This window comes from Acidovorax sp. FJL06 (assembly GCF_003852545.1).
In the GTDB taxonomy this organism is placed as follows: Bacteria; Pseudomonadota; Gammaproteobacteria; order Burkholderiales; family Burkholderiaceae_C; genus Acidovorax.
In genome coordinates this window covers 1-24,436 of record NZ_QAJR01000046.1, presented here as the reverse complement: position 1 = coordinate 24,436, position 24,436 = coordinate 1, and the positions used below count along the sequence as shown (strand labels likewise).

Annotated in this window: 23 protein-coding genes; 6 read left to right on the top strand and 17 right to left on the bottom strand. The window is 64.4% G+C overall.

All coding sequences use genetic code 11. From position 1 onward, the window contains the following. Positions 1 to 60 precede the first annotated feature (60 nt). The 9 genes from DBV10_RS21070 to DBV10_RS21030 all read right to left on the bottom strand — a co-directional run bounded on the left by DBV10_RS21070 (position 61) and on the right by DBV10_RS21030 (position 7,795). Positions 61 to 1,176: an S-(hydroxymethyl)glutathione dehydrogenase/class III alcohol dehydrogenase gene (locus DBV10_RS21070; protein ID WP_124515517.1), complete on the bottom strand. Its 1,116-nt coding sequence runs from the start codon at positions 1,174 to 1,176 to the stop codon at positions 61 to 63. Positions 1,177 to 1,224: 48 nt separating this feature from the next. Then, on the bottom strand, positions 1,225 to 1,491 hold the full coding sequence (locus tag DBV10_RS21065) for a metal/formaldehyde-sensitive transcriptional repressor (protein ID WP_124515516.1): 267 nt from the start codon (positions 1,489 to 1,491) through the stop codon (positions 1,225 to 1,227). 217 nt (positions 1,492 to 1,708) lie between these two features. Then, positions 1,709 to 3,019: a citrate synthase gene (locus DBV10_RS21060; RefSeq protein ID WP_124515515.1), complete on the bottom strand. Its 1,311-nt coding sequence runs from the start codon at positions 3,017 to 3,019 to the stop codon at positions 1,709 to 1,711. Positions 3,020 to 3,081: 62 nt separating this feature from the next. Then, positions 3,082 to 3,417 (bottom strand): succinate dehydrogenase assembly factor 2, encoded by a 336-nt coding sequence (locus DBV10_RS21055; protein ID WP_124515514.1) that lies wholly within the window; start codon positions 3,415 to 3,417, stop codon positions 3,082 to 3,084. A 27-nt stretch (positions 3,418 to 3,444) separates the two neighbouring features. After that, positions 3,445 to 4,149, bottom strand: coding sequence for a succinate dehydrogenase iron-sulfur subunit (locus DBV10_RS21050; protein WP_124515513.1), 705 nt, complete (start codon positions 4,147 to 4,149; stop codon positions 3,445 to 3,447). 25 nt (positions 4,150 to 4,174) lie between these two features. Next, the gene (gene sdhA, locus DBV10_RS21045; protein WP_124515512.1) at positions 4,175 to 5,980 is read right to left on the bottom strand and encodes a succinate dehydrogenase flavoprotein subunit; all 1,806 of its coding nucleotides are present in this window, start codon (positions 5,978 to 5,980) and stop codon (positions 4,175 to 4,177) included. Between the two features lie 29 nt (positions 5,981 to 6,009). Next, positions 6,010 to 6,375, bottom strand: coding sequence for a succinate dehydrogenase, hydrophobic membrane anchor protein (gene sdhD, locus DBV10_RS21040; RefSeq protein WP_124515511.1), 366 nt, complete (start codon positions 6,373 to 6,375; stop codon positions 6,010 to 6,012). A 62-nt stretch (positions 6,376 to 6,437) separates the two neighbouring features. Beyond that, positions 6,438 to 6,872: a succinate dehydrogenase, cytochrome b556 subunit gene (gene sdhC / locus DBV10_RS21035; protein WP_094287186.1), complete on the bottom strand. Its 435-nt coding sequence runs from the start codon at positions 6,870 to 6,872 to the stop codon at positions 6,438 to 6,440. A gap of 134 nt (positions 6,873 to 7,006) precedes the next feature. After that, complete coding sequence (locus DBV10_RS21030) at positions 7,007 to 7,795, bottom strand: GntR family transcriptional regulator (RefSeq protein ID WP_124515510.1); 789 nt, start codon at positions 7,793 to 7,795, stop codon at positions 7,007 to 7,009. A 228-nt stretch (positions 7,796 to 8,023) separates the two neighbouring features. On the opposite strand from DBV10_RS21030, the gene DBV10_RS21025 reads away from it, so the two are divergent. The 5 genes from DBV10_RS21025 (at position 8,024) to sbmA (ending at position 15,097) form a co-directional block, all read left to right on the top strand. After that, positions 8,024 to 9,010 (top strand): malate dehydrogenase, encoded by a 987-nt coding sequence (locus tag DBV10_RS21025; protein WP_124515509.1) that lies wholly within the window; start codon positions 8,024 to 8,026, stop codon positions 9,008 to 9,010. 18 nt (positions 9,011 to 9,028) lie between these two features. After that, the gene (locus DBV10_RS21020) at positions 9,029 to 10,120 is read left to right on the top strand and encodes a CoA ester lyase (protein WP_124515519.1); all 1,092 of its coding nucleotides are present in this window, start codon (positions 9,029 to 9,031) and stop codon (positions 10,118 to 10,120) included. Between the two features lie 32 nt (positions 10,121 to 10,152). Beyond that, entirely contained in the window at positions 10,153 to 10,803 is a 651-nt protein-coding gene (locus DBV10_RS21015) for a hypothetical protein (protein WP_124515508.1), read from the top strand. A 125-nt stretch (positions 10,804 to 10,928) separates the two neighbouring features. Then, the gene (gene acnB, locus DBV10_RS21010) at positions 10,929 to 13,538 is read left to right on the top strand and encodes a bifunctional aconitate hydratase 2/2-methylisocitrate dehydratase (RefSeq protein ID WP_124515507.1); all 2,610 of its coding nucleotides are present in this window, start codon (positions 10,929 to 10,931) and stop codon (positions 13,536 to 13,538) included. Between the two features lie 566 nt (positions 13,539 to 14,104). Next, positions 14,105 to 15,097: a peptide antibiotic transporter SbmA gene (sbmA, locus tag DBV10_RS21005; RefSeq protein WP_124515506.1), complete on the top strand. Its 993-nt coding sequence runs from the start codon at positions 14,105 to 14,107 to the stop codon at positions 15,095 to 15,097. Between the two features lie 42 nt (positions 15,098 to 15,139). Here the strand turns inward: sbmA and DBV10_RS21000 are convergent, their stop codons facing one another. Genes DBV10_RS21000 through cyoA form a run of 7 tightly spaced genes read right to left on the bottom strand, consistent with a single transcriptional unit; the run spans position 15,140 to position 21,964 of the window. Next, the gene (locus tag DBV10_RS21000) at positions 15,140 to 15,694 is read right to left on the bottom strand and encodes a response regulator transcription factor (protein ID WP_124515505.1); all 555 of its coding nucleotides are present in this window, start codon (positions 15,692 to 15,694) and stop codon (positions 15,140 to 15,142) included. 4 nt (positions 15,695 to 15,698) lie between these two features. Beyond that, complete coding sequence (locus DBV10_RS20995; RefSeq protein ID WP_124515504.1) at positions 15,699 to 17,030, bottom strand: ATP-binding protein; 1,332 nt, start codon at positions 17,028 to 17,030, stop codon at positions 15,699 to 15,701. Continuing rightward, on the bottom strand, positions 17,027 to 17,809 hold the full coding sequence (locus DBV10_RS20990) for an SURF1 family protein (protein ID WP_305010723.1): 783 nt from the start codon (positions 17,807 to 17,809) through the stop codon (positions 17,027 to 17,029). Before DBV10_RS20990 ends, DBV10_RS20995 begins: the two co-directional genes overlap by 4 nt. Beyond that, on the bottom strand, positions 17,806 to 18,228 hold the full coding sequence (cyoD, locus tag DBV10_RS20985) for a cytochrome o ubiquinol oxidase subunit IV (protein WP_124515503.1): 423 nt from the start codon (positions 18,226 to 18,228) through the stop codon (positions 17,806 to 17,808). The genes DBV10_RS20990 and cyoD overlap by 4 nt, the downstream gene beginning before the upstream one ends. Continuing rightward, the gene (gene cyoC, locus DBV10_RS20980) at positions 18,229 to 18,861 is read right to left on the bottom strand and encodes a cytochrome o ubiquinol oxidase subunit III (RefSeq protein ID WP_124515502.1); all 633 of its coding nucleotides are present in this window, start codon (positions 18,859 to 18,861) and stop codon (positions 18,229 to 18,231) included. Next, a complete protein-coding gene (gene cyoB, locus DBV10_RS20975; protein ID WP_124515501.1) occupies positions 18,854 to 20,857 on the bottom strand; it encodes a cytochrome o ubiquinol oxidase subunit I in 2,004 nt (667 codons plus the stop codon). Before cyoB ends, cyoC begins: the two co-directional genes overlap by 8 nt. Before the next feature lie 51 nt (positions 20,858 to 20,908). Continuing rightward, on the bottom strand, positions 20,909 to 21,964 hold the full coding sequence (gene cyoA / locus DBV10_RS20970; protein WP_124515500.1) for a ubiquinol oxidase subunit II: 1,056 nt from the start codon (positions 21,962 to 21,964) through the stop codon (positions 20,909 to 20,911). A 253-nt stretch (positions 21,965 to 22,217) separates the two neighbouring features. On the opposite strand from cyoA, the gene DBV10_RS20965 reads away from it, so the two are divergent. Beyond that, entirely contained in the window at positions 22,218 to 23,558 is a 1,341-nt protein-coding gene (locus tag DBV10_RS20965) for an MFS transporter (protein ID WP_124515499.1), read from the top strand. A gap of 130 nt (positions 23,559 to 23,688) precedes the next feature. Here DBV10_RS20965 and tolA read toward each other — a convergent pair. Beyond that, positions 23,689 to 24,436 (bottom strand): cell envelope integrity protein TolA (gene tolA, locus DBV10_RS20960; protein WP_124515498.1); only part of this gene is annotated, 748 nt, incomplete at its 5' end.

Below are 24,436 nucleotides of genomic sequence, written 5' to 3'. Positions count from 1 at the left end.
CGCTTATTGGACAAGCGCTGGAGGCTGTTTTTGCCTCAAATGCTTGCCTGCTGTGCAGGTTCAGGCCGCGTACTTGACCACGGAGCGGATGGACTTGCCCTCGTGCATCAAGTCAAACGCTTCGTTGATGTCCTTGAGGCCCATGGTGTGGGTCACGAACGGCTCCAGCTGGATCTTGCCGGCCATCGCATCTTCGACCATGCCGGGCAGCTCGCTGCGGCCCTTGACGCCGCCAAACGCCGTGCCCAGCCACTTGCGGCCGGTGACAAGCTGGAAGGGGCGGGTGCTGATCTCCTGGCCCGCACCGGCCACGCCGATGATCACGCTCTGGCCCCAGCCCCGGTGCGCGCATTCCAGCGCGGCGCGCATCACGTTCACGTTGCCGATGCACTCAAAGCTGTGGTCCACGCCCCAGGTCGTCATCTCCACGATGACCTGCTGGATCGGCTTGTCGTGGTCCTTGGGGTTGATGCAGTCGGTGGCGCCGAAGGTGCGCGCGAGGTCGAACTTGGAGGGGTTTGTGTCCACGGCGATGATGCGCCCGGCCTTGGCCAGCTTGGCGCCCTGGATGACCGCCAGGCCAATGCCGCCCAGGCCGAACACGGCCACGGTGTCGCCCTCCTGCACCTTGGCGGTGTTCTTGACGGCGCCCAGGCCGGTGGTCACGCCGCAGCCCAGCAGGCAGACCTGCTCGGGGTTGGCGTTGGGGTTGACCTTGGCGAGCGAGACCTCGGCCACCACGGTGTATTCGCTGAAGGTGCTGCAGCCCATGTAGTGGTAAATGGGCTGGCCGTTGTAGCTGAAGCGGGTGGTGCCGTCGGGCATCACGCCCTTGCCTTGCGTGGCGCGCACGGCCACGCACAGGTTGGTCTTGCCGCTCTTGCAGAACAGGCACTCGCCGCATTCGGCGGTGTAGAGCGGGATGACGTGGTCGCCGGGCTGCACGCTGGTCACGCCTTCGCCGACTTCGACCACGATGCCCGCGCCCTCATGGCCCAGCACCACGGGGAACAGGCCCTCGGGGTCGTCACCGCTGAGGGTGAAGGCGTCGGTGTGGCAGACGCCCGTGTCGGTGATGCGGATCAGCACTTCGCCCTTTTTCGGCGGGGCCACGTCGATCTCGACGATCTGCAGGGGTTCTCCGGCTTTGAAGGCGACGGCGGCGCGGGATTTCATGGGGTGGCTCCTTGGGGAAAAAGTCATGGAAAGCGCGATGGGCGCTGTTTACTTGAGGTACGAGCGCAGCAACGCGAGGGTTTCGTCAATGGCCTGCTGCGACGGCGCGGGCTGTTCGGCCAGCGTCTCGCGCACATGGCTGTCCAGCAGGTCGGCCATCAGCCCGTGCACGGCACCGCGCATGGCCGCCAGCTGTTGCAGGATGGGGGCGCAGTCGCTGCCCGCCTCCACCGCCCGTTCCAGCGCCTCGGCCTGGCCTTTGATGCGGCGCAGGCGGGTGATGGCGCGTTGCTTGTCTTCTGGAGTGTGGGGCATGGGCGGGTGGTCGCTGGCCAGCAAATGGAGCGTACTGGGTGGCAGTATAAAAGACAAGCGCATATTCTGATTGCGCTACGGGTATCAAAAAGCCTATTACTCAGGGGGAGTATTGACTGGCTTGTGCTGATGCACTGCCGATGGAGCATGAAAAAAGCCCGCAGGCACTGCCTGCGGGCTTTGAGGGGTGGTGGTACGGCGCGGAGCGCCGCGCCGATCAGCGCTTGGCCAGGGGCGGCACGTCGCGGCGCTCGGAGCCCGTGAACAGCTGGCGGGGGCGGCCGATCTTGTACTCGGGGTCGCCGATCATTTCGTTCAGCTGGGCGATCCAGCCCACGGTGCGGGCCAGGCTGAAGATCCCGGTGAACAGGTTCACCGGGATGCCGATGGCGCGCTGCACGATGCCGGAGTAGAAGTCCACGTTCGGGTAGAGCTTGCGCTGCACGAAGTAGTCGTCTTCCAAGGCGATCTTTTCCAGTTCCTTGGCCAGCTTGAACAGCGGGTCGTTTTCCAGGCCCAGCTCGGCCAGCACTTCATTGCAAGTCTCTTGCATGAGCTTGGCGCGGGGGTCGTAGTTCTTGTACACGCGGTGGCCAAAGCCCATGAGCTTGACGCCGGAGTTCTTGTCCTTGACCTGCTTGATGAAGTCGCCGATCTTTTCCACGCCACCTTGGGCCTGGATGTCGTACAGCATGTTCAGGGCTGCTTCGTTGGCACCACCGTGGGCAGGGCCCCACAGGCAGGCCACGCCGGCGGCGATGGCCGCAAACGGGTTGGTGCCCGACGAGCCGCACAGGCGCACCGTGGAGGTCGAGGCGTTCTGTTCGTGGTCTGCGTGCAGGATGAAGATGCGGTCGAGTGCGCGTTCCAGCACGGGGTTGACCTTGTACTCTTCGCAGGGCGTGCCGAACATCATGCGCAGGAAGTTGCCTGCGTAGGACAGGTTGTTCTGCGGGTACATGTAGGGCTGGCCCATGCCGTACTTGTAGGCCATGGCGACCAGCGTGGGCATCTTGGCGATCAGGCGGATCGCGGCGATCTCGCGGTGCTGCGGATTGTTGATGTCCGTGCTGTCGTGGTAGAAGGCCGACAGGGCGCCCACCAGGCCGGTCAGCACGGCCATGGGGTGCGCGTCGCGGCGGAAGCCACGCAGGAAGAACTGCATCTGCTCGTTGACCATGGTGTGGTTGGTCACGCGGCTGGTGAAGTCGGTCTTCTGGGCTTCGTTCGGCAGGTCACCGTACAGCAGCAGGTGGCAGGTTTCCAGGAAGTCGCAGTTTTCAGCCAACTGCTCAATGGGGTAGCCGCGGTACAGCAGCTCGCCCTTGTCGCCATCGATGTAGGTGATGGCGGACTGGGTGGCTGCCGTTGACAGGAAGCCGGGGTCATAGGTGAACATGCCCGTCTGCGCGTACAGCTTGCGGATGTCGATGACATCCGGGCCAATGCTGCCCTGGTAGACCGGCAGGTCCACGCTGGGGCTGCCATTGCTGAAGGACAGGGTGGCTTTGTTGTCAGCTAGCTTCATTGTTACTTTCCTTGGGTAGGTTGCCGATAGTGATCCGGTCTTGGGCGTGCTTGTGGGCGGCGTCAGGCCTGCAGGGCCGTGGGGGTGCCGCCACTTTGTCTCAGCATGCCGAGCACTTCGCGTGCTTCTTCTGTGTCTTGCTCGCCTGCTGGCTCGCGCCGCTGCAGCAGCAGGTCCAGAAGGTCGTTGTCCGCCAGGTCCATCAATGCGCGCATGCCCTGCGCGTGGCGCTGGGTCAGCGTCGATTCGTAGCGGGTGAAGAACTGCTCGATGAACAGATCGTTCTCCAGCAGGCCGCGCCGGCAGCGCCAGTGCAGCTTGCTCAGTTCACGCGCGTCCAGCAGCGGCGAGGCCGCCGCTGGCGTGGTCGTGATGGATGGGATGGACGTGGATTCCATGGCCTGGTGCTCAGCAGGGGGGCAGGCTCAGACGGCGCGGCGCACCATCAGTTCCTTGATCTTGCCGATGGCCTTCGTGGGGTTCAGGCCCTTGGGGCACACGTCCACGCAGTTCATGATGGTGTGGCAGCGGAACAGGCGGTACGGGTCTTCGAGGTTGTCGAGGCGCGCACCGGTGGCGTCGTCACGGCTGTCGGCGATGAAGCGGTAGGCCTGCAGCAGGCCGGCGGGGCCTACGAACTTGTCGGGGTTCCACCAGAAGCTGGGGCAGCTGGTGGAGCAGCTGGCGCACAGGATGCACTCGTACAGGCCGTTGAGCTCGTCGCGCTCTTCGGGGCTTTGCAGGCGTTCCTTCTCGGGCAGCAGGCCTTCGTTGATCAGGTAGGGCTTGATCGAGTTGTACTGCTTGAAGAACTGCGTCATGTCCACGATCAGGTCGCGGATCACCGGCAGGCCGGGCAGGGGCTTCAGAACAATGGTGCCCTTGAGGGTGTTCATGTTCGTGAGGCAGGCCAGGCCGTTCTTGCCATTGATGTTCATGGCGTCGGAGCCGCACACGCCTTCGCGGCAGGAGCGGCGGAAGGACAGCGTGGGGTCTTGTTCCTTGAGCTTGACCAGGGCGTCCAGCAGCATGCGCTCGTGGCCGTCGAGTTCGATCTCGATGGTCTGCATGTAGGGCTTGGCGTCCTTGTCCGGATCGTAGCGGTAGATTTGGAATGTGCGCTTTTGCATGGTTCTGCTCTCGTGGGGCTACTGTTTAGAACGTCCGGACCTTGGGGGGCACGCTGTCCACCGTCAGGGGCTTGAGGTTCACTGGCTTGTAGGTCAGGCTGTTGTCGGCGCTGTGCCAGAGGGTGTGCTTCATCCACTCGGCATCGTTGCGGCCCAGCGGTGCCGTGGGGTGGTCGGCAGGCTGCTCGTAGTCGTACACCGTGTGGGCGCCACGGCATTCCTTGCGGGCTGCGGCCGACACCATCGTGGCCTGGGCCACTTCGATCAGGTTGTCCACTTCCAGCGCTTCGATGCGGGCGGTGTTGAACACCTTGGACTTGTCCTGCAGCGTGACGCCGGCCACGCGGCTGCGCAGCTCGGCGATCTTCTTGACGCCTTCGTCCATGCTGGCCTGGGTGCGGAACACGCCGGCGTGTTGCTGCATGGCCGAGCGGATGTCGCCCGCCAGGGCCTGCGAGTAGATGCCGCCCGTGGATTTGTCGAGCTGGTTCAGGCGCTCCAGCGTGCGGTCGGCCGCATCGGCTGGCAGGGGCTTGTGCTCCTTGTTCTTGTTGTTGAACTCGACGATGTGGCGGCCCGCGGCCTTGCCGAACACCAGCAGGTCCAGCAGCGAGTTGGTGCCCAGGCGGTTGGCGCCGTGCACGCTCACGCAGGAGCATTCGCCCACGGCATACAGGCCATTGACGACCTTGTTGCTCGTGCCGTCATGGGTGACGACCTGGCCATTGATGTTGGTGGGCACGCCGCCCATCTGGTAGTGGATGGTGGGCACCACGGGGATCGGCTCCTTGGTGATGTCCACGTTGGCGAAGTTGACGCCGATTTCGTACACCGAAGGCAGGCGTTTGTGGATGGTGTCGGCGCCCAGGTGGTCGAGCTTGAGCAGCACGTAGTCCTTGTTGGGGCCGCAGCCACGGCCTTCCTTGATTTCCTGGTCCATCGAGCGGGACACGAAATCGCGGGGGGCCAGGTCCTTCAGCGTGGGCGCATAGCGCTCCATGAAGCGCTCGCCGTTGCTGTTGAGCAGGATGGCGCCTTCGCCACGGCAGCCTTCGGTCAGCAGCACGCCCGCGCCGGCCACGCCGGTGGGGTGGAACTGCCAGAACTCCATGTCCTGCAGCGGGATGCCGGCCCGTGCGGCCATGCCCAGGCCGTCACCGGTGTTGATGAAGGCGTTGGTCGATGCGGCGAAGATGCGGCCGGCACCACCGGTGGCCAGCAGCACGGTCTTGGCTTCCAGGATGTACAGGTCGCCGGTTTCCATTTCGAGGGCCGTCACGCCCACCACGTCGCCGTCGGCGTCGCGGATCAGGTCCAGGGCCATCCATTCGACGAAGAAGTTCGTCTTGGCCTTCACGTTCTGCTGGTACAGCGTGTGCAGCATGGCGTGGCCGGTGCGGTCGGCCGCAGCGCAGGCGCGTTGCACGGGCTTTTCGCCATAGTTGGCGGTGTGGCCGCCGAAGGGGCGCTGGTAGATGGTGCCGTCGGGGTTGCGGTCGAACGGCATGCCGAAGTGCTCCAGCTCATACACCACGTTGGGTGCTTCGCGGCACATGAATTCGATGGCGTCCTGGTCGCCCAGCCAGTCGGAGCCCTTGATGGTGTCGTAGAAGTGGTAATGCCAGTTGTCCTCGCTCATGTTGCCCAGCGAGGCGCTTACGCCGCCTTGGGCCGCCACGGTGTGCGAGCGGGTGGGGAACACTTTGGACAGCGAGGCCACGTTCAGGCCTGCACGGGAGAGTTCAAGCGCGGCGCGCATGCCGGAGCCGCCGGCACCGACGATGACGACGTCGAACTTGCGCTTGGTGATGTTAGCGTTGGTGTAGCTCATTATTTTTTGCCTTCAGTCGCGGGGATCAATCAGAGACGCCACAGAACTTGGATGCCCCAGCCGGCGCAGCCGACCAGCCAGACGATGCTGAACACCTGCAGTGCCAGGCGCAGGCCCACGGGCTTGATGTAGTCCATCAAGACTTCGCGCAGGCCGATCCAGGCGTGCCAGGCCAGTGCAATGATCACGGAGAAGGTCAGCACCTTCATCCACTGGGCCGAGAAGATGCCGGCCCATTTGTCGTAGCCGATGGGGCCCTTGGAAAAGATGACCTGGGCCAGCAGGGCCAGGGTGAACAGGGCCATCAGGACTGCTGTGACGCGCTGGCTGAGCCAGTCGCGCAGGCCATAGTGGGCGCCGACGACGACGCGCTTGGAACCGTAATTGACGGACATGGGAATTTCCTCTCGTTCTTCGGCGGGCCCTGCCTGGCAGCAGCCGCCGTTTTGTGGGTTGATCAGTACAGGCCGAACAGCTTGGCGCCCAGCACCAGGGCCAGTGCGATGCTCACCGCGAAAACGGAGAGGGCCGAGGTCTTGCCGAACTGCTTGTTCACGGCGCTGTGGCTCACATCCATCCACAGGTGGCGCAGGCCGGCACAGAAGTGGTGCAGGTATGACCAGATCAGCGCCAGGGCCACGAGCTTGATGAACCAGCCGGGCACGAAGCCGATGCCGATGTTGAAGGCCGCCGAGAATTTGGCGAACGAGATTTCGGACGACACCGAGGTGTCAAACATCCAGATGATGAAAGGCAACAGCAGGAACATGATCAGCCCGCTGGCGCGGTGCAGGATCGAAACCCACGCCGCAGGGGTCATGCGGTAGGTGGTGAGGTCCTTGAAGGCATTGATGTTGCGGAATTCAGGCCGTTTTTTGGCAAGCTCGGTCATGTTGAGTGCTTTCGTGGATGTAACTTCTTTGTAATTCGGAGATGCAAAGAACGCAAAATTCTATTGCAACGCAACAATGAGGGGTTTGACCCCATCGGAATTTTTGACGTGAATGCTCGGGTGCCAGCTTGTTGTCAGTTCAGTTCATTACGGTAGTGGTGGGTGTCGGTGAGGTAGAGCCCGCGGCGTAACTCCATGGGAACATCGTTGTAGGTGTAGGCAATCCGCTCGACGCTCAAAAGCGGCGTGGCGGGGGGAATCTGCAGCAGCTGGGCCTGTTCCGCGTCGGGCAGCACGGCGCGGATCTTTTCTTCGGCACGCACCATGCGCACGCCGAAATCCAGCTCGAACATGGCGTAGGTGGGGCCCTGGTAGTTGGCCAACTGCTCGGCCGTGAGGCCCTTGAAGGCCTGTCCGGGCAGCCAGATGTCTTCGAGGATGGTGGGCACCCCGGCAAACGACAGGATGCGCTTGGCCTGCATGACGGCATCGCCGCTGCGCAGGGCCAGGGCGCGCGCCACATCGGCGCTGGCGCGCATGCGGCGGCATTCGATCACGCGGCGCTGGGCCGGGCCTTCGACCCGGGCGTCGCCGGTGTCGGGCAGCAGCTTCAAAAAGCGGTATTGCACATGCTGCTCGGCGTGGGTGGCCACAAACGTGCCCTTGCCCTGGCGGCGCATCACGAGGTTCTCGGCGGCCAGTTCGTCGATGGCCTTGCGCACCGTGCCCTGGCTCACCCGGAAGCGCGCGGCCAGCTCCATCTCGCTGGGGATCGCCTCGCCGGGTTTCCATTCGCCCTGTTGCAGGCTTTGCAGGATCAGGCCCTTGATCTGCTGGTACAGCGGGCTGAACGCCGGCGTGGTGGCGCCCGCTGCGCCGGAAGGCGTGGCGGGGTTGTCGGCGGCGAGCGGCAGGGATGACATGGCGGGTGGGGCGCGTGGGTTGTGGTGTGGCGCAGCGGTTGCCACATGACAAACGAACGACAAACGGGTTGCAATCATATCTTATATAAGACATAAGACAAATTGACCGGGGTGTCGAATCGGGGGTAAACTCCAAGGCTGTTTTGCGGGGCACGGGCTGCTGGTAACAGGCGCTGGTGCTTGCGTTGCACTCACACCTGTTTTCCTTACTTCCCTGGAGTTTTCATCATGAGCAAGAAGCCTGTTCGCGTCGCCGTCACCGGTGCTGCTGGTCAAATCGGTTACGCCCTGCTGTTCCGTATCGCCTCCGGCGAAATGCTGGGCAAGGACCAGCCGGTCATCCTGCAACTGCTGGAAGTTCCTGTCGAAGGCCCGCAAAAGGCGCTCAAGGGCGTGATGATGGAACTGGACGACTGCGCATTCCCGCTGCTCGTCGAAATGACCGCGCACAGCGACCCCATGACGGCCTTCAAGGATGCCGACTACGCCCTGCTGGTCGGTTCGCGCCCACGCGGCCCTGGCATGGAACGCGCCGAGCTGCTGGCGGTCAACGGTGCCATCTTCACGGCACAAGGCAAGGCCCTGAACGCCGTGGCCTCGCGCAACGTGAAGGTGCTGGTCGTTGGCAACCCCGCCAACACCAACGCCTACATCGCCATGAAGTCGGCCCCTGACCTGCCACGCAAGAACTTCACCGCCATGCTGCGCCTGGACCACAACCGCGCTGCCAGCCAGATCGCTGCCAAGACCGGCAAGGCCGTGGCCGACATCGAAAAGCTGACCGTCTGGGGCAACCACTCGCCCACGATGTACGCCGACTACCGTTTCGCCACCATCAACGGCGAAAGCGTCGCCCAGATGATCAACGACCAGGAATGGAACGCCAACACCTTCCTGCCCACCGTGGGCAAGCGCGGCGCTGCCATCATCGAAGCCCGTGGCCTGTCGTCGGCTGCCTCGGCTGCCAACGCTGCCATTGACCACATGCGCGACTGGGCCCTGGGCACCAACGGCAAGTGGGTCACCATGGGTATCCCATCGGACGGCCAGTACGGCATCCCCAAGGACACGATGTTCGGCTTCCCCGTCACCTGCGAAAACGGCGAGTACAAGATCGTCGAAGGCCTGGCGATCGATGCCTTCTCGCAAGAGTGCATCAACAAGACGCTGGCCGAACTGCAAGGCGAGCAAGACGGCGTCAAGCACCTGCTGTAAGCAAACCCCGTGAACGCAATGCAGCCGACGCCCATGGCATCGGGCCTTCGGGCCGCCCAGGTCCCCGCGCAGGGGCAGGGTGCTGCGCTCTCTTCTGCCCTGCAGTCCGGCGGTGCGCATCCACGGGATGTGCTGCTGGGTGCGCAGGCGCAGACAGGATTCCTGCCGGTGTGCGACCACTACAGTGGTGTGGAAGCACGCATGCGCAAAAGCCTGCAGCTGCAGGCCGAGATGGCGCAGGAGCTGGGTACCTGCGTCTTTGATGTCACCCTGGATTGCGAAGACGGCGCTCCGGTCGGTTTCGAGTCCGACCATGCGCGGCTGGTGGCCAGCCTGGCACTGGGCGCCGGGCCCACGGCCCGGGTCGCTGCCCGTGTGCATGCGGTCGACCACCCGGCATTTGCCAATGACATCGCCACCATCGCGGGCGAAGCAGGCCACAGGCTCTGCCACATCATGGTGCCCAAGGTGGAGTCCGTGGACGACGTGCTGCAGGTGGAGCGTGCGCTGGAGCGCGCATCGGTCCCCCGGCTTCCCATCCATGTGCTGATCGAGTCCCCCGCTGCCGTGCACCGGGCCTTTGACATTGCCGCCCACCCCCGGGTGCAGAGCCTGAGCTTCGGCCTCATGGACTTTGTGTCGGCCCATGGCGGGGCGATCCCGGCCCAGGGCATGACGTCGGCCGGGCAGTTTGCCCACCCGCTGGTGGTGCGGGCCAAGCTCGAGATTGCCGCCGCCTGCCATGCCCATGGCAAGGTGCCCTCGCATTGCGTGGTGACCGAATTTTCTGACACTGCGGCCATGCAGGGCGCGGCCCGCCGTGCCGCGCAGGAACTGGGCTACACCCGCATGTGGAGCATTCACCCCGCGCAGATTCGCCCCATCCTGCAGGCCTTCGCGCCGCAGCAGGATGATATTGAAAATGCTTCAAAAATAATAGCAGCTGCCGCTCAGGCTGATTGGGCTCCCATCAGTTTTGACGGTGTGCTGCATGACCGTGCCAGCTACCGTTTTTACTGGCAGCTCCTTGAACGCGCCCACCGCACCGGGCGTGTGCTTCCTTTGCCTGTGCGTCCATGGTTTGACGCATCGGCTGTCGTTCCATCGTGAACTCGCTGGAACATCCCAACGCAGGACCCTCCATGAAATCCTTCTTTGCTTCTGCCCTCTTGCTGCTGGCACCGGCCATTGCGCTGGCACAAACAGCGCCAGCCCAGCCTGCGGCCAAATCCGAGGCCAAGGCGGCCGCAGCCAAACCCGCCGCCAAACCCGCGCCCAAGACGGCCGCTAAATCCGAGACCAAGTCCACCAAGGCTGCGGCCAAGGAGCCTGCAGCCAAGAAGACCGCTGTGGCCAAGGCCGAGCCCACCAGCAGCCGCACCCAGCTCAAGAGTGCGACCAGCCAGGTGGCGGCCGGCATCATGGCCGCCGAAGCAGCCCTCTCGCCGGCCGAGCTGGCCATTGCCGAGCGTGTGCACACGGGCCGCATGCCCTGCGAGCTGGGCGCTTTTGTCACGGTGACGGCCGACTCCACCACGCCGGGCCACTTCCACGTGGAAGGCAAGGGCTTCAAGTACTTCATGTCGCCCGTGGCCACCACCACCGGCACGGTGCGCCTGGAAGACCAGAAGGGTGGCGCTGTCTGGCTGCAGATCGCCAACAAGTCCATGCTGATGAACCAGAAGCTCGGCCAGCGCCTGGCCGATGAATGCATGAGCCCCGAGCAGCATGTGGTGGCCGAAGCCATCAAGAAGAACCCCCCTGTGAGCGTGCTGGAGCCCATTGCCAAGTAAGGCCCGCCGGACAGGACACAGAGCAACAAGATTTCAAACAGCGTGCCCGCAGGCTGTGCCATCGCATGGATGGCGCGCCTTGCACCACACGCCGCCCCACTTTAGAACGCAACCGGAGAAAAATGATGTTGAAAGCCTACCGTGACCACGTGGCCGAGCGCGCCGCCCTGGGCATCCCGCCGCTGCCGCTGGATGCCAAGCAAGTGGCCGACCTGATCGAGCTGATCAAGACCCCGCCCGCAGGCGAAGACGCGTTCCTGCTGGACCTGCTCACGCACCGCGTGCCGCCGGGCGTGGACGATGCTGCCAAGGTGAAGGCCAGCTTCCTGGCTGCCGTGGCGCACGGTGACATCCAGGTCGGCCTGATTTCCAAGGCCAAGGCCACCGAGCTGCTGGGCACCATGGTGGGCGGTTACAACGTGCACCCCCTGATCGAGTTGCTGGACGACGCCGACGTGGCGGGCGTCGCTGCTGACGCGCTCAAGAAGACGCTGCTGATGTTCGACTTCTTCAACGACGTGGCGACCAAGGCCAAGGCCGGCAACGCCAAGGCCCAGGAAGTGATGCAAAGCTGGGCCAACGCCGAGTGGTTCACCTCGCGCCCCGAAGTCGACAAGAAGATCACCGTCACCGTGTTCAAGGTGCCCGGCGAGACCAATACCGACGACCTGTCGCCCGCACCCGATGCCTGGAGCCGTCCTGACATCCCGCTGCACTACCTGGCCATGCTCAAGAACACCCGTCCCGACGCGGCTTTCAAGCCCGAAGAAGACGGCAAGCGCGGCCCCATGCAGTTCATCGACGACCTGAAGAAGAAGGGCCACCTGGTCGCCTACGTGGGCGACGTGGTGGGCACCGGTTCTTCGCGCAAGTCGGCCACCAACTCCATCGTCTGGGCCACGGGCCAGGACATCCCCTTCGTGCCCAACAAGCGCTTCGGCGGCGTCACGCTGGGCGGCAAGATCGCGCCCATCTTCTTCAACACGCAGGAAGACTCCGGTTCGCTGCCGATCGAAGTGGACGTGTCCAAGCTCGAAATGGGCGACGTGATCGACGTGCTGCCTTACGACGGCAAGATCGTCAAGAACGGCGCCACCGTGGCGGAGTTCCAGCTCAAGAGCGATGTGCTGTTCGACGAAGTGCGCGCCGGCGGCCGCATCAACCTCATCATCGGCCGTTCGCTGACAGCCAAGGCCCGCGAATTCCTGGGCCTGCCCGCGTCCAACGCGTTCCGCCTGCCCACCGCCCCCGTGGCGACGAAGGCCGGTTTCACGCTGGCCCAGAAGATGGTCGGCCGCGCCGTCGGCCTGCCAGAAGGCCAGGGCGTGCGCCCCGGTACCTACTGCGAACCCAAGATGACCACCGTGGGCTCGCAGGACACCACCGGCCCCATGACGCGCGATGAGCTGAAGGACCTGGCCTGCCTGGGCTTCTCGGCCGACCTCGTGATGCAGTCCTTCTGCCACACGGCCGCCTACCCCAAGCCTGTGGACGTGAAGACCCACCGTGAGCTGCCCGCGTTCATCTCCAACCGTGGCGGCGTGGCCCTGCGCCCGGGCGACGGCGTGATCCACAGCTGGCTCAACCGCCTGCTGCTGCCCGACACCGTGGGCACGGGTGGTGACTCGCACACGCGCTTCCCCATCGGCATCTCCTTCCCCGCAGGCTCCGGCCTGGTGGCCTTCGGCGCCGCCACGGGCGTGATGCCCCTGGACATGCCCGAATCCATCCTGGTGCGCTTCAAGGGTGACATGCAGCCCGGCGTGACCCTGCGCGATCTGGTGCACGCGATCCCGCTGTACGCCATCAAGGCCGGTCTGCTGACCGTGGCCAAGGCCGGCAAGATCAACGCCTTCTCGGGCCGCATCCTCGAAATCGAAGGCTTGCCAGACCTGAAGGTCGAGCAGGCGTTCGAGCTGTCCGACGCATCGGCCGAGCGCTCTGCCGCTGGCTGCACGATCAAGCTCAACCCCGAGCCGATCAAGGAGTACCTGACCTCGAACATCGTTCTGATGAAGAACATGATCGCTGATGGTTATGCCGACGCCAAGACGCTGCAGCGCCGCATCGAAAAGGTCGAGGCCTGGCTGGCCAAGCCCGACCTGCTCGAAGCCGACAAGGACGCCGAATACGCTGCCGTGATCGAAATCGACCTGGCCGACATCAAGGAACCCATCGTCTGCTGCCCGAACGACCCGGACGACGCCAAGTTCCTGTCCGAAGTGGCCGGCACCAAGATCGACGAAGCCTTCATCGGCTCGTGCATGACCAACATCGGCCATTTCCGTGCAGCGGCCAAGCTGCTGGGCGGCCAGCGCGACATCCCCGTCAAGCTGTGGGTGGCTCCACCCACCAAGATGGACCAGAACGAGCTGATCAAGGAAGGCCACTACGCCGCTTTCGGCACGGCCGGTGCGCGCACCGAAATGCCGGGCTGCTCGCTGTGCATGGGCAACCAGGCGCAGGTGCGTGAAGGTGCCACGGTGATCTCCACCAGCACCCGCAACTTCCCCAACCGCCTGGGCAAGAACACGAATGTGTACCTGGGCTCGGCCGAGCTGTCCGCCATCGCATCGCGCCTGGGCTACCTGCCTTCCAAGGACGAGTACCTCAAGGAAATGGGCGTGATCGATGCCGACAAGGCGAGCGTCTACCGCTACATGAACTTCGACCAGATCGACGAGTACGCGCAAGCCGCCAAGGCCGTGCCTGCTTCGGCGGCCGCTGCTTGCTGATGGCGTGATCTGCGGACGGAGGCCTCGGTCTCCGGTCCCCACCCAGCGGCCCTTCGGGGCCGCTTTTTTTTGCTGCGCCCGGCAGGGGGCACCCACCAGGAGGTGAGAGTCCTCTCCGGGCCCGGCAAGGGGAACAGTGAGCCGAAGGCACCCTGCGCGGGGCTTGGAGGCTCATCGGGTTGGCGCTTGCGGCCGCGCTCTGGGGCCGCACGGGATGTTGCAGCACTGGAGCAGGCCTTGTGCGAAGGCGCCAATTCCCACCTGCTGGTCGGCAATGGCTCTTCAGTGCCCATGCGCGCCGCGCACCGGGGGCAGATGGCGTAGGGGGAACTGCCGCTGCGTGCGGGCGCGCGGCCGAAATCCCGATGGCACTCCCAACGCGATCTCCAAAGAAACATGGAACAGGTTCTTGGCCCTGCTCCGCACAGCATGGCGGGGCGCGGTACCCTATGCAGCCTGTCCGCAGGGCATGCGGGCCGTGCGGAACGTTCCCGCAGGGCCACACTCAGAGCCTGTTCGCAACCTTTTCATGGTGCCCGAAGAGTCATACCAACACAGCGCCCACGATGTTCAAATCCTTCTTCTTTGCCCGCCGGTGGTGGGCCTGGTCCCTGCTTGGCTCGGCCGTGATCTTGCTGGCCACCGCCTACCGCGTTCAGCTGGATGTTCAGATCAATGACTGGTTTGGCAGCTTCTACGACCTGATCCAGGAGGCCCTGGGCAAACCCGGCAGCATCTCGGCCGAGCAGTTCTGGGGCCAGCTCTTGACCTTTGCGCGCATCGCCATGCTGTATGTGACGACGGCGGTGCTGGTGGATTTCTTCAGCAAACACTACATCTTCCGCTGGCGGCAGGCCATGAATGAGCACTACATGGCTGCCTGGCCGCGCTTGCGCCACATCGAGGGCGCAGCCCAGCGCGTGCAGGAGGACACCATGCGCTTCGCGCGCACCATGGAGGACCTGGGCTTGAGCTTCATGCGCAGCCTCATGACGCTGGGCGCGTTTCTGCCGGTGCTGTGGGCGCTCTCGGACAAGGTCACGGCGCTTCCGCTGATCGGGGCTGTGCCCCATTCACTGGTCTGGGTGGCGCTGGTCTGGTCACTGGGCGGCACGCTGGTGTTGGCCGTCGTGGGCGTGCGGCTGCCGGGGCTGGAGTTCCATAACCAGCGTGTAGAGGCCGCGTACCGCAAGGAGCTGGTGCTGGGGGAGGATGACCCGGCCCGCGCCTCGCCCCCTACGGCGGCTGAGCTGTTTGCCGCCGTGCGGCGCAATTACTTTCGGTTGTTTTTCAACTACCTGTACTTCGATGTGGTGAAGTGGTCCTACCTGCAGGTGAGCGTGCTGGTGCCGTTGGTGGCCCTGGGCCCCACGCTGATTGCGGGGGTGATCACGCTGGGGGTGATGCAGCAGATCGCGCGGGCGTTCGACAAGGTGATGGAGTCGTTCCAGTTTCTCGTGCAGAACTGGAGCACGGTGGTGGAGCAGATCTCGATCTACAAGCGCCTGCGGGCCTTCGAGCGGCAGATGCTGCAGGCCGGGCCTGGGGTGGGTGCTTGATCCGCACTGTGGCGGCCGAACGCGGCGCCTGGCCCTGCCGCCTTACCGGACCTGCTTCTTGTCGAGCTTGCGCGTGAGCGTGCGGCGGTGCATGCCCAGGCGCCGCGCAGCTTCCGAGAGGTTGAAGCCGGTCTCGGCCAGCACCTCGTTGATGCGCTCCCACTCCAGCGTCTTGATGGAGCTGGAGCGGTTGGTCAGTTCGACCTCGGTGTTGCCGTCCTTGAGCCCGAAGGCCGCCTCGATGTCGTCGGTGTTGGAGGGCTTGGCCAGGTAGTGGCAGGCACCGAGCTTCACGGCCTCCACCGCCGTGGCAATGCTGGCAAAGCCGGTCAGGACCACGATGAGCATGTCCTCGCTGGCGGCATGGAGCTTCTGCACGCAGGCCAGGCCCGATGCCTCGCCCTTGAGCTTCAGATCTACCACCGCATAGCCGGGGGTGTGCGCGTTGAGCAGGGCCTCCACTTCGGGCAGGCTGGCGGCCTGCAGCACGCGGTAGCCGCGCCGCTCGAACGAGCGGGCCAGCGTGCGCGCAAAGGCCTCGTCGTCTTCCACGATCAGCAGCAGGCGTTGTTCTTGCGGGTCTTCGTCGGTATCCATGGTGTCAGGCTTTGGCTCCAGGCAATGCGATGGCCGCCAGGGGCAGCGCGATGGTGACTTCTGCGCCCCCTTCGGCCCGGTTGCGTGCGGCCACGCTGCCCCCCAGCGTGCGGGCCACGTTGAGCACCAGGTACAGGCCCAGCCCCCCGCCCGGGCGGTTCTTGGAGGACTGGTAGGGCGTACCCAGCTTGGCCAGCATGCCGGGGGCAAAGCCGGGGCCGGTGTCGGTCACGGTGATGTGCAGGGCATCGGCATTGCGCGTGACCGCCAGGCGGACCCAGCCCGGCGAGGCATCGCGCGCATTGTCCAGCACATTGAACACCATTTGCTTGAGCGTGGTGTCCGACACCATCGGCGTGTCGGTGCCGAAATCGTTGTCGTAGATGAACTGCGGCATCGAGCGGGTGCTGCGCCATTCCACGGCCAGGGCATCGACGAAGGTGCGCACGGTGGTCTGCACCGATTCTTCGCCGCGTGTCTCGCCGGCCGACAGCAGGATGCCGCTCACGATGCTCTTGCAGCGCTGCACCTGGGTCTGCATCTCCTGGATGTCTTCCTGCAGTGCGGTGTTGGCGGCCAGGCGCTTGTCGTGCTGCCAGTCGCCCAGGATCACAGCCAGCGTGGACAGCGGGGTGCCCAGCTCGTGCGCAGCCCCCGAGGCCAGCAGGCCCATGCGCACGATGTGCTCCTCTTCCACCCGGCGCCTGCGGGCCGCCGCCAGGCGCGCGTCGCGCTCACGCAGGTTTCGGTTGATGCGTGTGATAAAGACCATCACCAGCGTGGCATTGAGCACAAAGCAGACCAGCAGGCCCAGCACATACAGGCTCGACAGGCCCTGGTGCAGGTCCTGCGGCAGGGGCAGGGGCAGGTGGTGCGTGGCCAGTGCGCCAAAACACAGGATCGTGATGACGACGATGGACCAGATGTAGGCCCCCCGCAGCAGCACGGCACCCAGCGTGACCTGCAGCAGGTACAGGAACACGAACGGGTTGCTGGTGCCGCCGCTCAGGTAGAGCTGCACCGTGAGCACGGCCACATCGATCAGCAGGGCCAGAAACAGCTCCACGGTGCGCACCGCGCGGCCCGTGCGCAGGCGCAGCAGGCTCACCACGTTGAAGGCCGCCAGGCAGCCCACCACCAGCAGCATCTCTTGCAATGGCAGCGCCAGGTTCAGGCTGTAGTGCGCCATCTCGATGGTGAGCACCTGGCCGACCACGGCAATCCAGCGCAGCTCGATCAGCTGCTGCAGGTTCTTGATGCCGGCGGCGGCATCGGCCGAGCGCGCATTGCGCTGCGGCGGGGCGGCGGTGGGCTCAGTGCGAAGGGTGTTGTTCATCGGCGGCGGCGCTCGTAGCGTGCCACATACCAGCCCGCCCCCGCAACCATGAGCGCGAGGCCGTACCAGGTCAGGGCGTACACCAGGTGGCTGTTGTGAAACCGGACCACGGTCATGCCCGCGCGGGGCCAGGATGGGGCGCTTGTGGGCGCTGCAGCACCCTGGGGGCCTGGCAGTCCGGCGTCCACGAAGAAGGGCGCGGCCCGGGGCAGTTGCTGTGCCTGGCTGATGGCCGCCACGTCGCGCGAATACCAGCGCTGCTGTGCGGGGTCGTTGCTGCGCAAAAAGCCGCCGTCTGGCTCCGTCATGCGCAGCAGGCCCAACACCGTCGCAGCGGCGGGTGTGGGGGCGGGCAGGGGTGTGGCCAGCCACTGGCTGCGCTGGTCCTGGGGCACAAAGCCGCGGTTCACCAGCACCTGGGTGCCATCATCCTGCTGCAGGGGCGTCATCACCCAGAACCCCGCGCCCAGCTCGGTCACGGCCTGGGTGAGCACGGTTTTCTCGGCGAGCCACCGGCCCTGGAGGCTGACGGTGAGGTACTCGTGGTCTGCTGCGTTCACCTGCAGCCACTGGCTGCTGGGCGGGGCTGGCGTGGGTGCAGCATGCACCCTCTGTTCCACACGCTCCATGAGCGTGAGCTTCCAGGCACGGCGCTGGACTTGCCAGGTGCCCAGGGCAATGAACCCCAAAAACAAAGCGATGCCCACGAGCGCGAGCACCGCTTGGCGCCACCGCCGGGCTGGGGCGCCCGGGGTGGTGGGGAGGGGGGTGGATGTCAAGGCGTGGTGTGTCCCGGCGCCTCATGCGCCGCAGGCGCGGACGTGGGGTGCTCGGGCATCATGTTGGCGTTCATGTGGAACATGACCCACAGTGTGCCGGCGATGGCGATGGCCACGAAGACCACGGTGAAGATGGTGGACAGCAGGGTCCAGCCGCCCTCGATCTTGCCGTTCATGTGCAGGAAGTACACCATATGCACCAGGATCTGTACCACGGCAAAACCCCCCAGCACGAGCACGGCGGTGTTGCGGTCGGCGATCACCTTGGCCATGACCAGCCAGAAGGGGATGGCGGTGAGGATGACCGACAGCACGAAGCCGATGGCGTATTCGCGCAGGCTGCTGTGCGGGCCCACGTTGCCATGGTGGTCATCGTGGTGGTCGTGTCCGGCGTGTGCCGTGTGTTGTGCGGCGCTCATTTACAGCACTCCCATCAGGTAGACAAAGGTGAACACGCCGATCCAGACCACGTCCAGAAAGTGCCAGAACATGGACAGGCACATCAGGCGACGCTTGTTCTCGTGGATCAGGCCGTGCTTGCCGATCTGCACCATCAGCACCACCAGCCAGATCAGGCCGAAGGTCACGTGCAGACCGTGGGTGCCCACCAGCGTGAAGAAGGCCGACAGGAAGGCGCTGCGCTGGGGCGTAGCGCCCTGGTGGATCAGGTGGGCGAATTCATAGAGTTCCAGGCCCAGAAAGCACAGGCCGAAGAAGCCCGTGACGGCCAGCCACAGCAGCGTGCCTTTGACATCGCCGCGCTGCTTGCGCAGCATGGCAAAGCCGAAGGTGATGGACGACAGCAGCAGGAAGGCCGTGTTGATGGCCACCAGCGTCAGGTCGAACAGCTGTGCGCCCGTGGGGCCGGCCGCGTAGCTGCGGCCCAGCACACCGTAGGTGGCGAACAGGGCGGCGAAGATGAGGCAGTCGCTCATCAGGTAGAGCCAGAAGCCCAGGGCCGTGCCGTTTTCGGGGTGGGGCTCGTGCGCGAGGTGGTACGCGCGCGGGGCCAGGGCGCCAGCGGCGCCTGCTTGGATGCGGAGTTCAGACATGGCGTGCGAGTTGGAGTGTGCGGGCGTTTTCTGTGGCAATCACTTGGGACGCCGGGATGTAGAAGTCACGCTTGTAGTTGAACGTGTGGACGATGGCAGCCAGCAGCAGCGCCGCGAACGACGCGCCCGCCAGCAGCCACATGTGCCAGATCAGTGCAAAGCCAAACACCAGCGACAGCGCCGAGATCACTGCACCCGAGCCGGTGTTGGCCGGCATGTGGATGGGAGCGAAGCCAGCGAGTGGGCGCTGGTAGCCATGCTTCTTCATGTCCCACCAGGCATCGATCTCGTGCACCACGGGCGTGAAGGCAAAGTTGTAGTCGGGTGGGGGCGAGGACGTGGCCCATTCCAGGGTGCGGGCATCCCAGGGGTCGCCAGTGTGGTCGCGCAGTTCTTCGCGCTTCAGGTAGCTCACCACGATCTGGATCAGGAAGCAGGCAATGCCGGCCGCGATCATGGCTGCACCGATGGCGGCGATCACGAACCAGATCTGCAGCGACTGGTCTTCAAAGTGGTTGGCACGGCGGGTCACGCCCATCAGGCCCAGCACATACAGCGGACCAAAGGCCACCCAGAAACCCACCACCCACAGCCAGAAGGAGCGCAGGCCCCAGGTGCGGTCAAGCTTGTAGCCAAAGGCCTTGGGGTACCAGTAGTTGATGCCGGCGAACAGGCCGAACAGCACGCCGCCGATGATCACGTTGTGGAAGTGGGCGATCAGGAACAGGCTGTTGTGCAGCACGAAGTCGGCCGGGGGCACGGCCAGCAGCACGCCGGTCATGCCGCCGATGGCGAAGGTGACCATGAAGGCCACGGTCCACATCATGGGCAGCTCGAAGCGGATGCGGCCCTTGTACATGGTGAACAGCCAGTTGAAGATCTTCGCGCCCGTCGGGATCGAGATGATCATCGTCGTGATGCCGAAGAAGGTGTTCACGCTCGCGCCCGAGCCCATGGTGAAGAAGTGGTGCAGCCAGACCAGGTAGGACAGGATGGTGATCACGACCGTGGCGTAGACCATGGAGGTGTAGCCGAACAGGCGCTTCTTGCAGAAGGTGGCGACCACCTCCGAGAAGATGCCGAAGCAGGGCAGGATCAGGATGTAGACCTCGGGGTGGCCCCAGATCCAGATCAGGTTCACGTAGAGCATGGGGTTGCCGCCCAGCTCGTTGGTGAAGAAATTGGTACCCACATAGCGGTCCAGCGACATCAGCACCAGGGCAGCGGTGAGCACGGGGAACGAGGCCACGATCAGCGCGTTGGTGCACAGCGCGGTCCAGGTGAACACGGGCATCTTCATCAGGCTCATGCCCGGCGCACGCATCTTGATGATGGTGACGATCAGGTTGATGCCCGAGAGCGTGGTGCCCACCCCGGCAATCTGCAGCGCCCAGATGTAGTAATCGAGCCCGGTGCTGGGGCTTTGCGCGCCCAAGTTGGACAGCGCCAGCCAGCCCGAGGTCGAGAACTCGCCCAGGAACAGCGACACCATCACCAGCACGGCGCCGGCCGTGGTCATCCAGAAGCTGAAGTTGTTCAGGAAGGGGAAGGACACGTCGCGCGCGCCGATCTGCAGCGGCACGAGGTAGTTCATCAGCCCCGTGACCAGCGGCATGGCCACGAAGAAGATCATGATCACGCCGTGGGCGGTGAAGATCTGGTCGTAGTGGTGCGGCGGCAGGTAGCCCATGTTGTCGCCAAAGGCCATGGCCTGCTGCAGGCGCATCATGACGGCGTCGGCGAAGCCGCGCAGCAGCATGACGATGCCCAGAATCATGTACATGATCCCGATCTTCTTGTGGTCGATGCTGCAGATCCAGTCGCGCCACAGGGGGCCCCAGAGGCGGAGCTTGGTGATGCCGGCCATGACGGCGATGCCGCCCAGCACGACGGCGATGAAGGTCCACAGCACGATGGGCTCATGCGCCATCGGCACGGCGTCCCAGTTGAGCCGGCCAAGGGCCCAGTGGGAGGGGGAAACGGTTTCGGAGGACATAGGGAGTCTCTTTGGCTGTGCACGGGGCCGTAGCCGGCCCCGCGCTACGGATCATTGGCGGATGCTGGCGCGTTCGGTGTTGCGGGCGTCCAGTGCGGCCACCACCTGGGCGGCGTTCTGCACGGTGCACACGTCCTGGGGCAGGTTCAGGCCCACGGCGCGCACATAGGCATCGCCACCGCTGGCGTCGATGGCCATCATGTGGTGCATGCACATCTTTCCGTCTTCCACGCAGCGGTTGAGCACCTTGTCATACAGGCCTTCTTCCACCGAGGCAAAGCGCTGCACGGGGTCGCGTTCGCTGGGCTTGACCAGGTTCAGGTAGGTGCCCTTGTTGAGGGGCTTGCCCTCGGTCTTGGCTTTTTGCACCCACTGGGCAAAGTCACTGTCGCTCAGGCCGTGGAACTTGAAGGTCATGCCCGAGAAGCCTGCGCCGCTGTAATGCGACGACATGCCGGGGAACACGCCCGGCTTGTTGATCACGGCGTTCAGCTCGGTCTGCATGCCGGGCATGGCGTAGATCATGCCGGCCAGGTCGGGCACGTAGAACGCGTTCATCGTGGACGTGGCGGTGAGCTTGAACAGGATGGGTCGGTCGACCGGTGCGGCCAGCTCGTTCACGGTGGCGATGCCCAGCTCGGGGTAGAAGAACAGCCACTTCCAGTCCATGGCCACCACCTGCACCTCCAGTGGCTTGACGTTGGCGTCCAGCGGGCGCTGGGCGTCGATGCGGTCCAGCGGCCGGTAGGGGTCGAGCTTGTGGGTGCCGATCCAGGTCAAGGCCCCCAGGGCGATGATGATGAGCAGCGGCACCGTCCAGATCACCAGCTCCAGCGAGGTGGAGTGGTGCCATTCGGGGTCGTAGTCGGCCTCGGTGTTGGCCGGGTTGCCCTGGCGGTACTTCCAGGCAAAGAACAGGGTGAGGGCGATCACCGGCACGATGATGATCAGCATCAGCAGCGTGGCGGTGATGACCATCTGGCCCTGTTGGGCGGCAATGTCACCGGCCGGGTTGAGGACAACGGCCTTGCTGCAGCCGGCAAGGCTGCCCAGGGCCGCGATGGCGGCCAACCAGGTAGGTCCGCGAAGTTGGGGAAGTTTGAGCATGTGAAGGGCGCAAGCAGAGCGTTTGGTCTAGGGTAAACGCGGATAACAGACTGCCCGCGAATGTAATAGCGCTAGCTTTTTTGTCCATTGGACATTTTGTCCAAGGTCAAAGAGGGGTGCTCCCAATCGGTGCCAAAGCGGGGTTTTGCAGGGTTTGTCCTGCGGCCGACATAGTGAAAGCGCACTTGTCGGCGATTGAACTTGGGTGTAGAACGAAGCTGTCTTATCCACACAACGACAAGGAGCCCTGTTCATGAGCAGCCCCGCCTCTGCCACCTACCCTGCGGCCGGCTTTGAAGAAAGCCCCGCCTCTCTCTCGCGGGCTGATACGCATGAAGACGTCACCCCCAGCGAAATCGCTGTGGGCGTGATCATCGGACGCTCGTCCGAGTATTTCGACTTCTTCGTTTTCGGGATCGCCTGCGTTCTCGTCTTCCCGTCCTTCCTGTTTCCTTTCCTGTCGCGCCTGGATGGCACGCTGATGGCGTTTGCGCTGCTGGCGGTCGCTTTTGTCGTGCGGCCGCTGGGCACGGCCGTCTCCATGGCCGTCCAGCGGCGTTGGGGGCGGGGCACCAAACTGACCATTGCGCTGTTCCTGCTGGGGGTGTGCACGGTGGGCATGGCGTTTTTGCCGGGCTACAAGGATGTCGGCCTGACTGCCGTGGTGGCGCTGCTGGTGCTGCGCATCGGCCAGGGGCTGGCGCTGGGCGGCTCGTGGGACGGCCTGCCGTCGCTGCTGGCCATGTCGGCCCCCAAGGAGCGCCGGGGCTGGTTTGCCATGATCGGGCAGCTTGGGGCGCCGGTGGGCTTTGTTCTCGCGGCCAGCCTGTTTGCCTACCTGTACAGCAGCCTTTCCGTGCAGGAGTTCCTGGCCTGGGGCTGGCGCTATCCCTTCTTCGTGGCTTTTGCGGTGAACGTGGTGGCCTTGTTTGCCCGCCTGCGCCTGGTGGTAGGGCAGTCGTACGCTGAGCTGCTGCAGGACCGTGAACTGCAGCCCGTGCCCGTGAGCCGCGTGGTGCGTGACGAAGGCAGCAACGTGCTGCTGGGCGCCTTTGCGGCGCTGGCGAGTTTTGCGCTGTTCCACCTGGTCACGGTGTTCCCGCTGTCGTGGATCACGCTGTATTCCGAGCAGCCCGTCACGCAGATCCTGGGCGTGCAGATCGTGGGCGCCTTCTTGGCCGCCGGCGCCATCATGGTGTCGGGCTGGCTGTCGGACCACCTGGGCCGCCGCAAGCTGCTGGGCAGCATGGCGGTGCTGATTGGCGTGTTCAGCTTCATGGCGCCTGTGCTGCTCAACTCGGGCGAAGTGGGCAGCACCATGTTCCTGCTGCTGGGCTTTGTGCTGCTGGGGCTGTCCTACGGCCAGGCCTCCGGCACCGTGACGGCCAATTTCTCGCCCCAGTACCGCTACACGGGCGCCGCCCTGTCGGCCGACCTGGCCTGGATCATCGGCGCGGCCTTTGCCCCCCTGGTGGCGCTGTACCTGTCATCCCAGTTTGGGTTGTTGGCGGTGACGGTGTACCTGCTGTCGGGTGTGGCCTGCACGCTGGGGGCGCTGAACCTGAATCGGCGCATGGAGCGGCGGGATCGGTAAAACCGGATGGAAGAAGGTTGCCAGGCAGTTTGCTATTTTATTGATAGCTGCTTGGGCTTATCCATCAGGCGGTAGAGCCCTAAAAGACTATAAAAACGCCCGGTAGATACCGGGCGTTTTGTTTTGAGGCTCAGTTCTTTGGCTTGAAGCCAATGACTAGTGATGGGTGAATGCGTCCATCCACGTCGCGTGGCAAGGTGTCCGTCTTCTGCAATGCGCGGACTACGGCCTCATCCCAAGCCTTGTTGCCACTTGATTTAACAATACGGATGCCAACAATCGTGCCATCAGGAGAGGCGCGTACTTCTACGTCGGTTAGCGGATTCCCGTCAATGGCATCGGGAAAAACGATGTTGGGCCTGACTTTGGCTGTGATTCTGTCGCCGTAGCTGCCCGAAGGACCTGCACTACGTTGGGCGCTCCCGGTGGCGTTCTCCCCACCCGTGGCCCCAGCCATCCCCTGCATGCGGCGCAGGTTGGCTTCGCGCTGTTCGGCCAGCTGTTTGGTTTCGGCCTCGGATTTGCGCTTGGCGGCTTCGTCGGCCTTGCGCCTGTCTTCGGCCAGCTTCTTCTGTTTGTCCTGCTCGGCCTTTTTCTGTTCGGCCAGTTGCTTCTCGCGCTGTTCCTTTTCCTTCTCGCGCTCCCGTTCTTTCTCGCGCTCCTTTTGCAGGCGCTCTTTTTTCTCCTGCTCCAGCCGGTCGCGGCGCTCGTCTTCCTTGCGTTCGCGCTCGCGCTTCTCGCGTTCAAGCTGCTGTTCGCGGGCTTTCTTTTCCTGCTCCAGGCGTTTCTTCTCGCGCTCGATGGCGATGTCGGCTTCGCGCGTGTCGGGCGGCTGCACGGCGCGCACGGGTGGCGGTGGGGGAGGGGGCGGCGTGGTA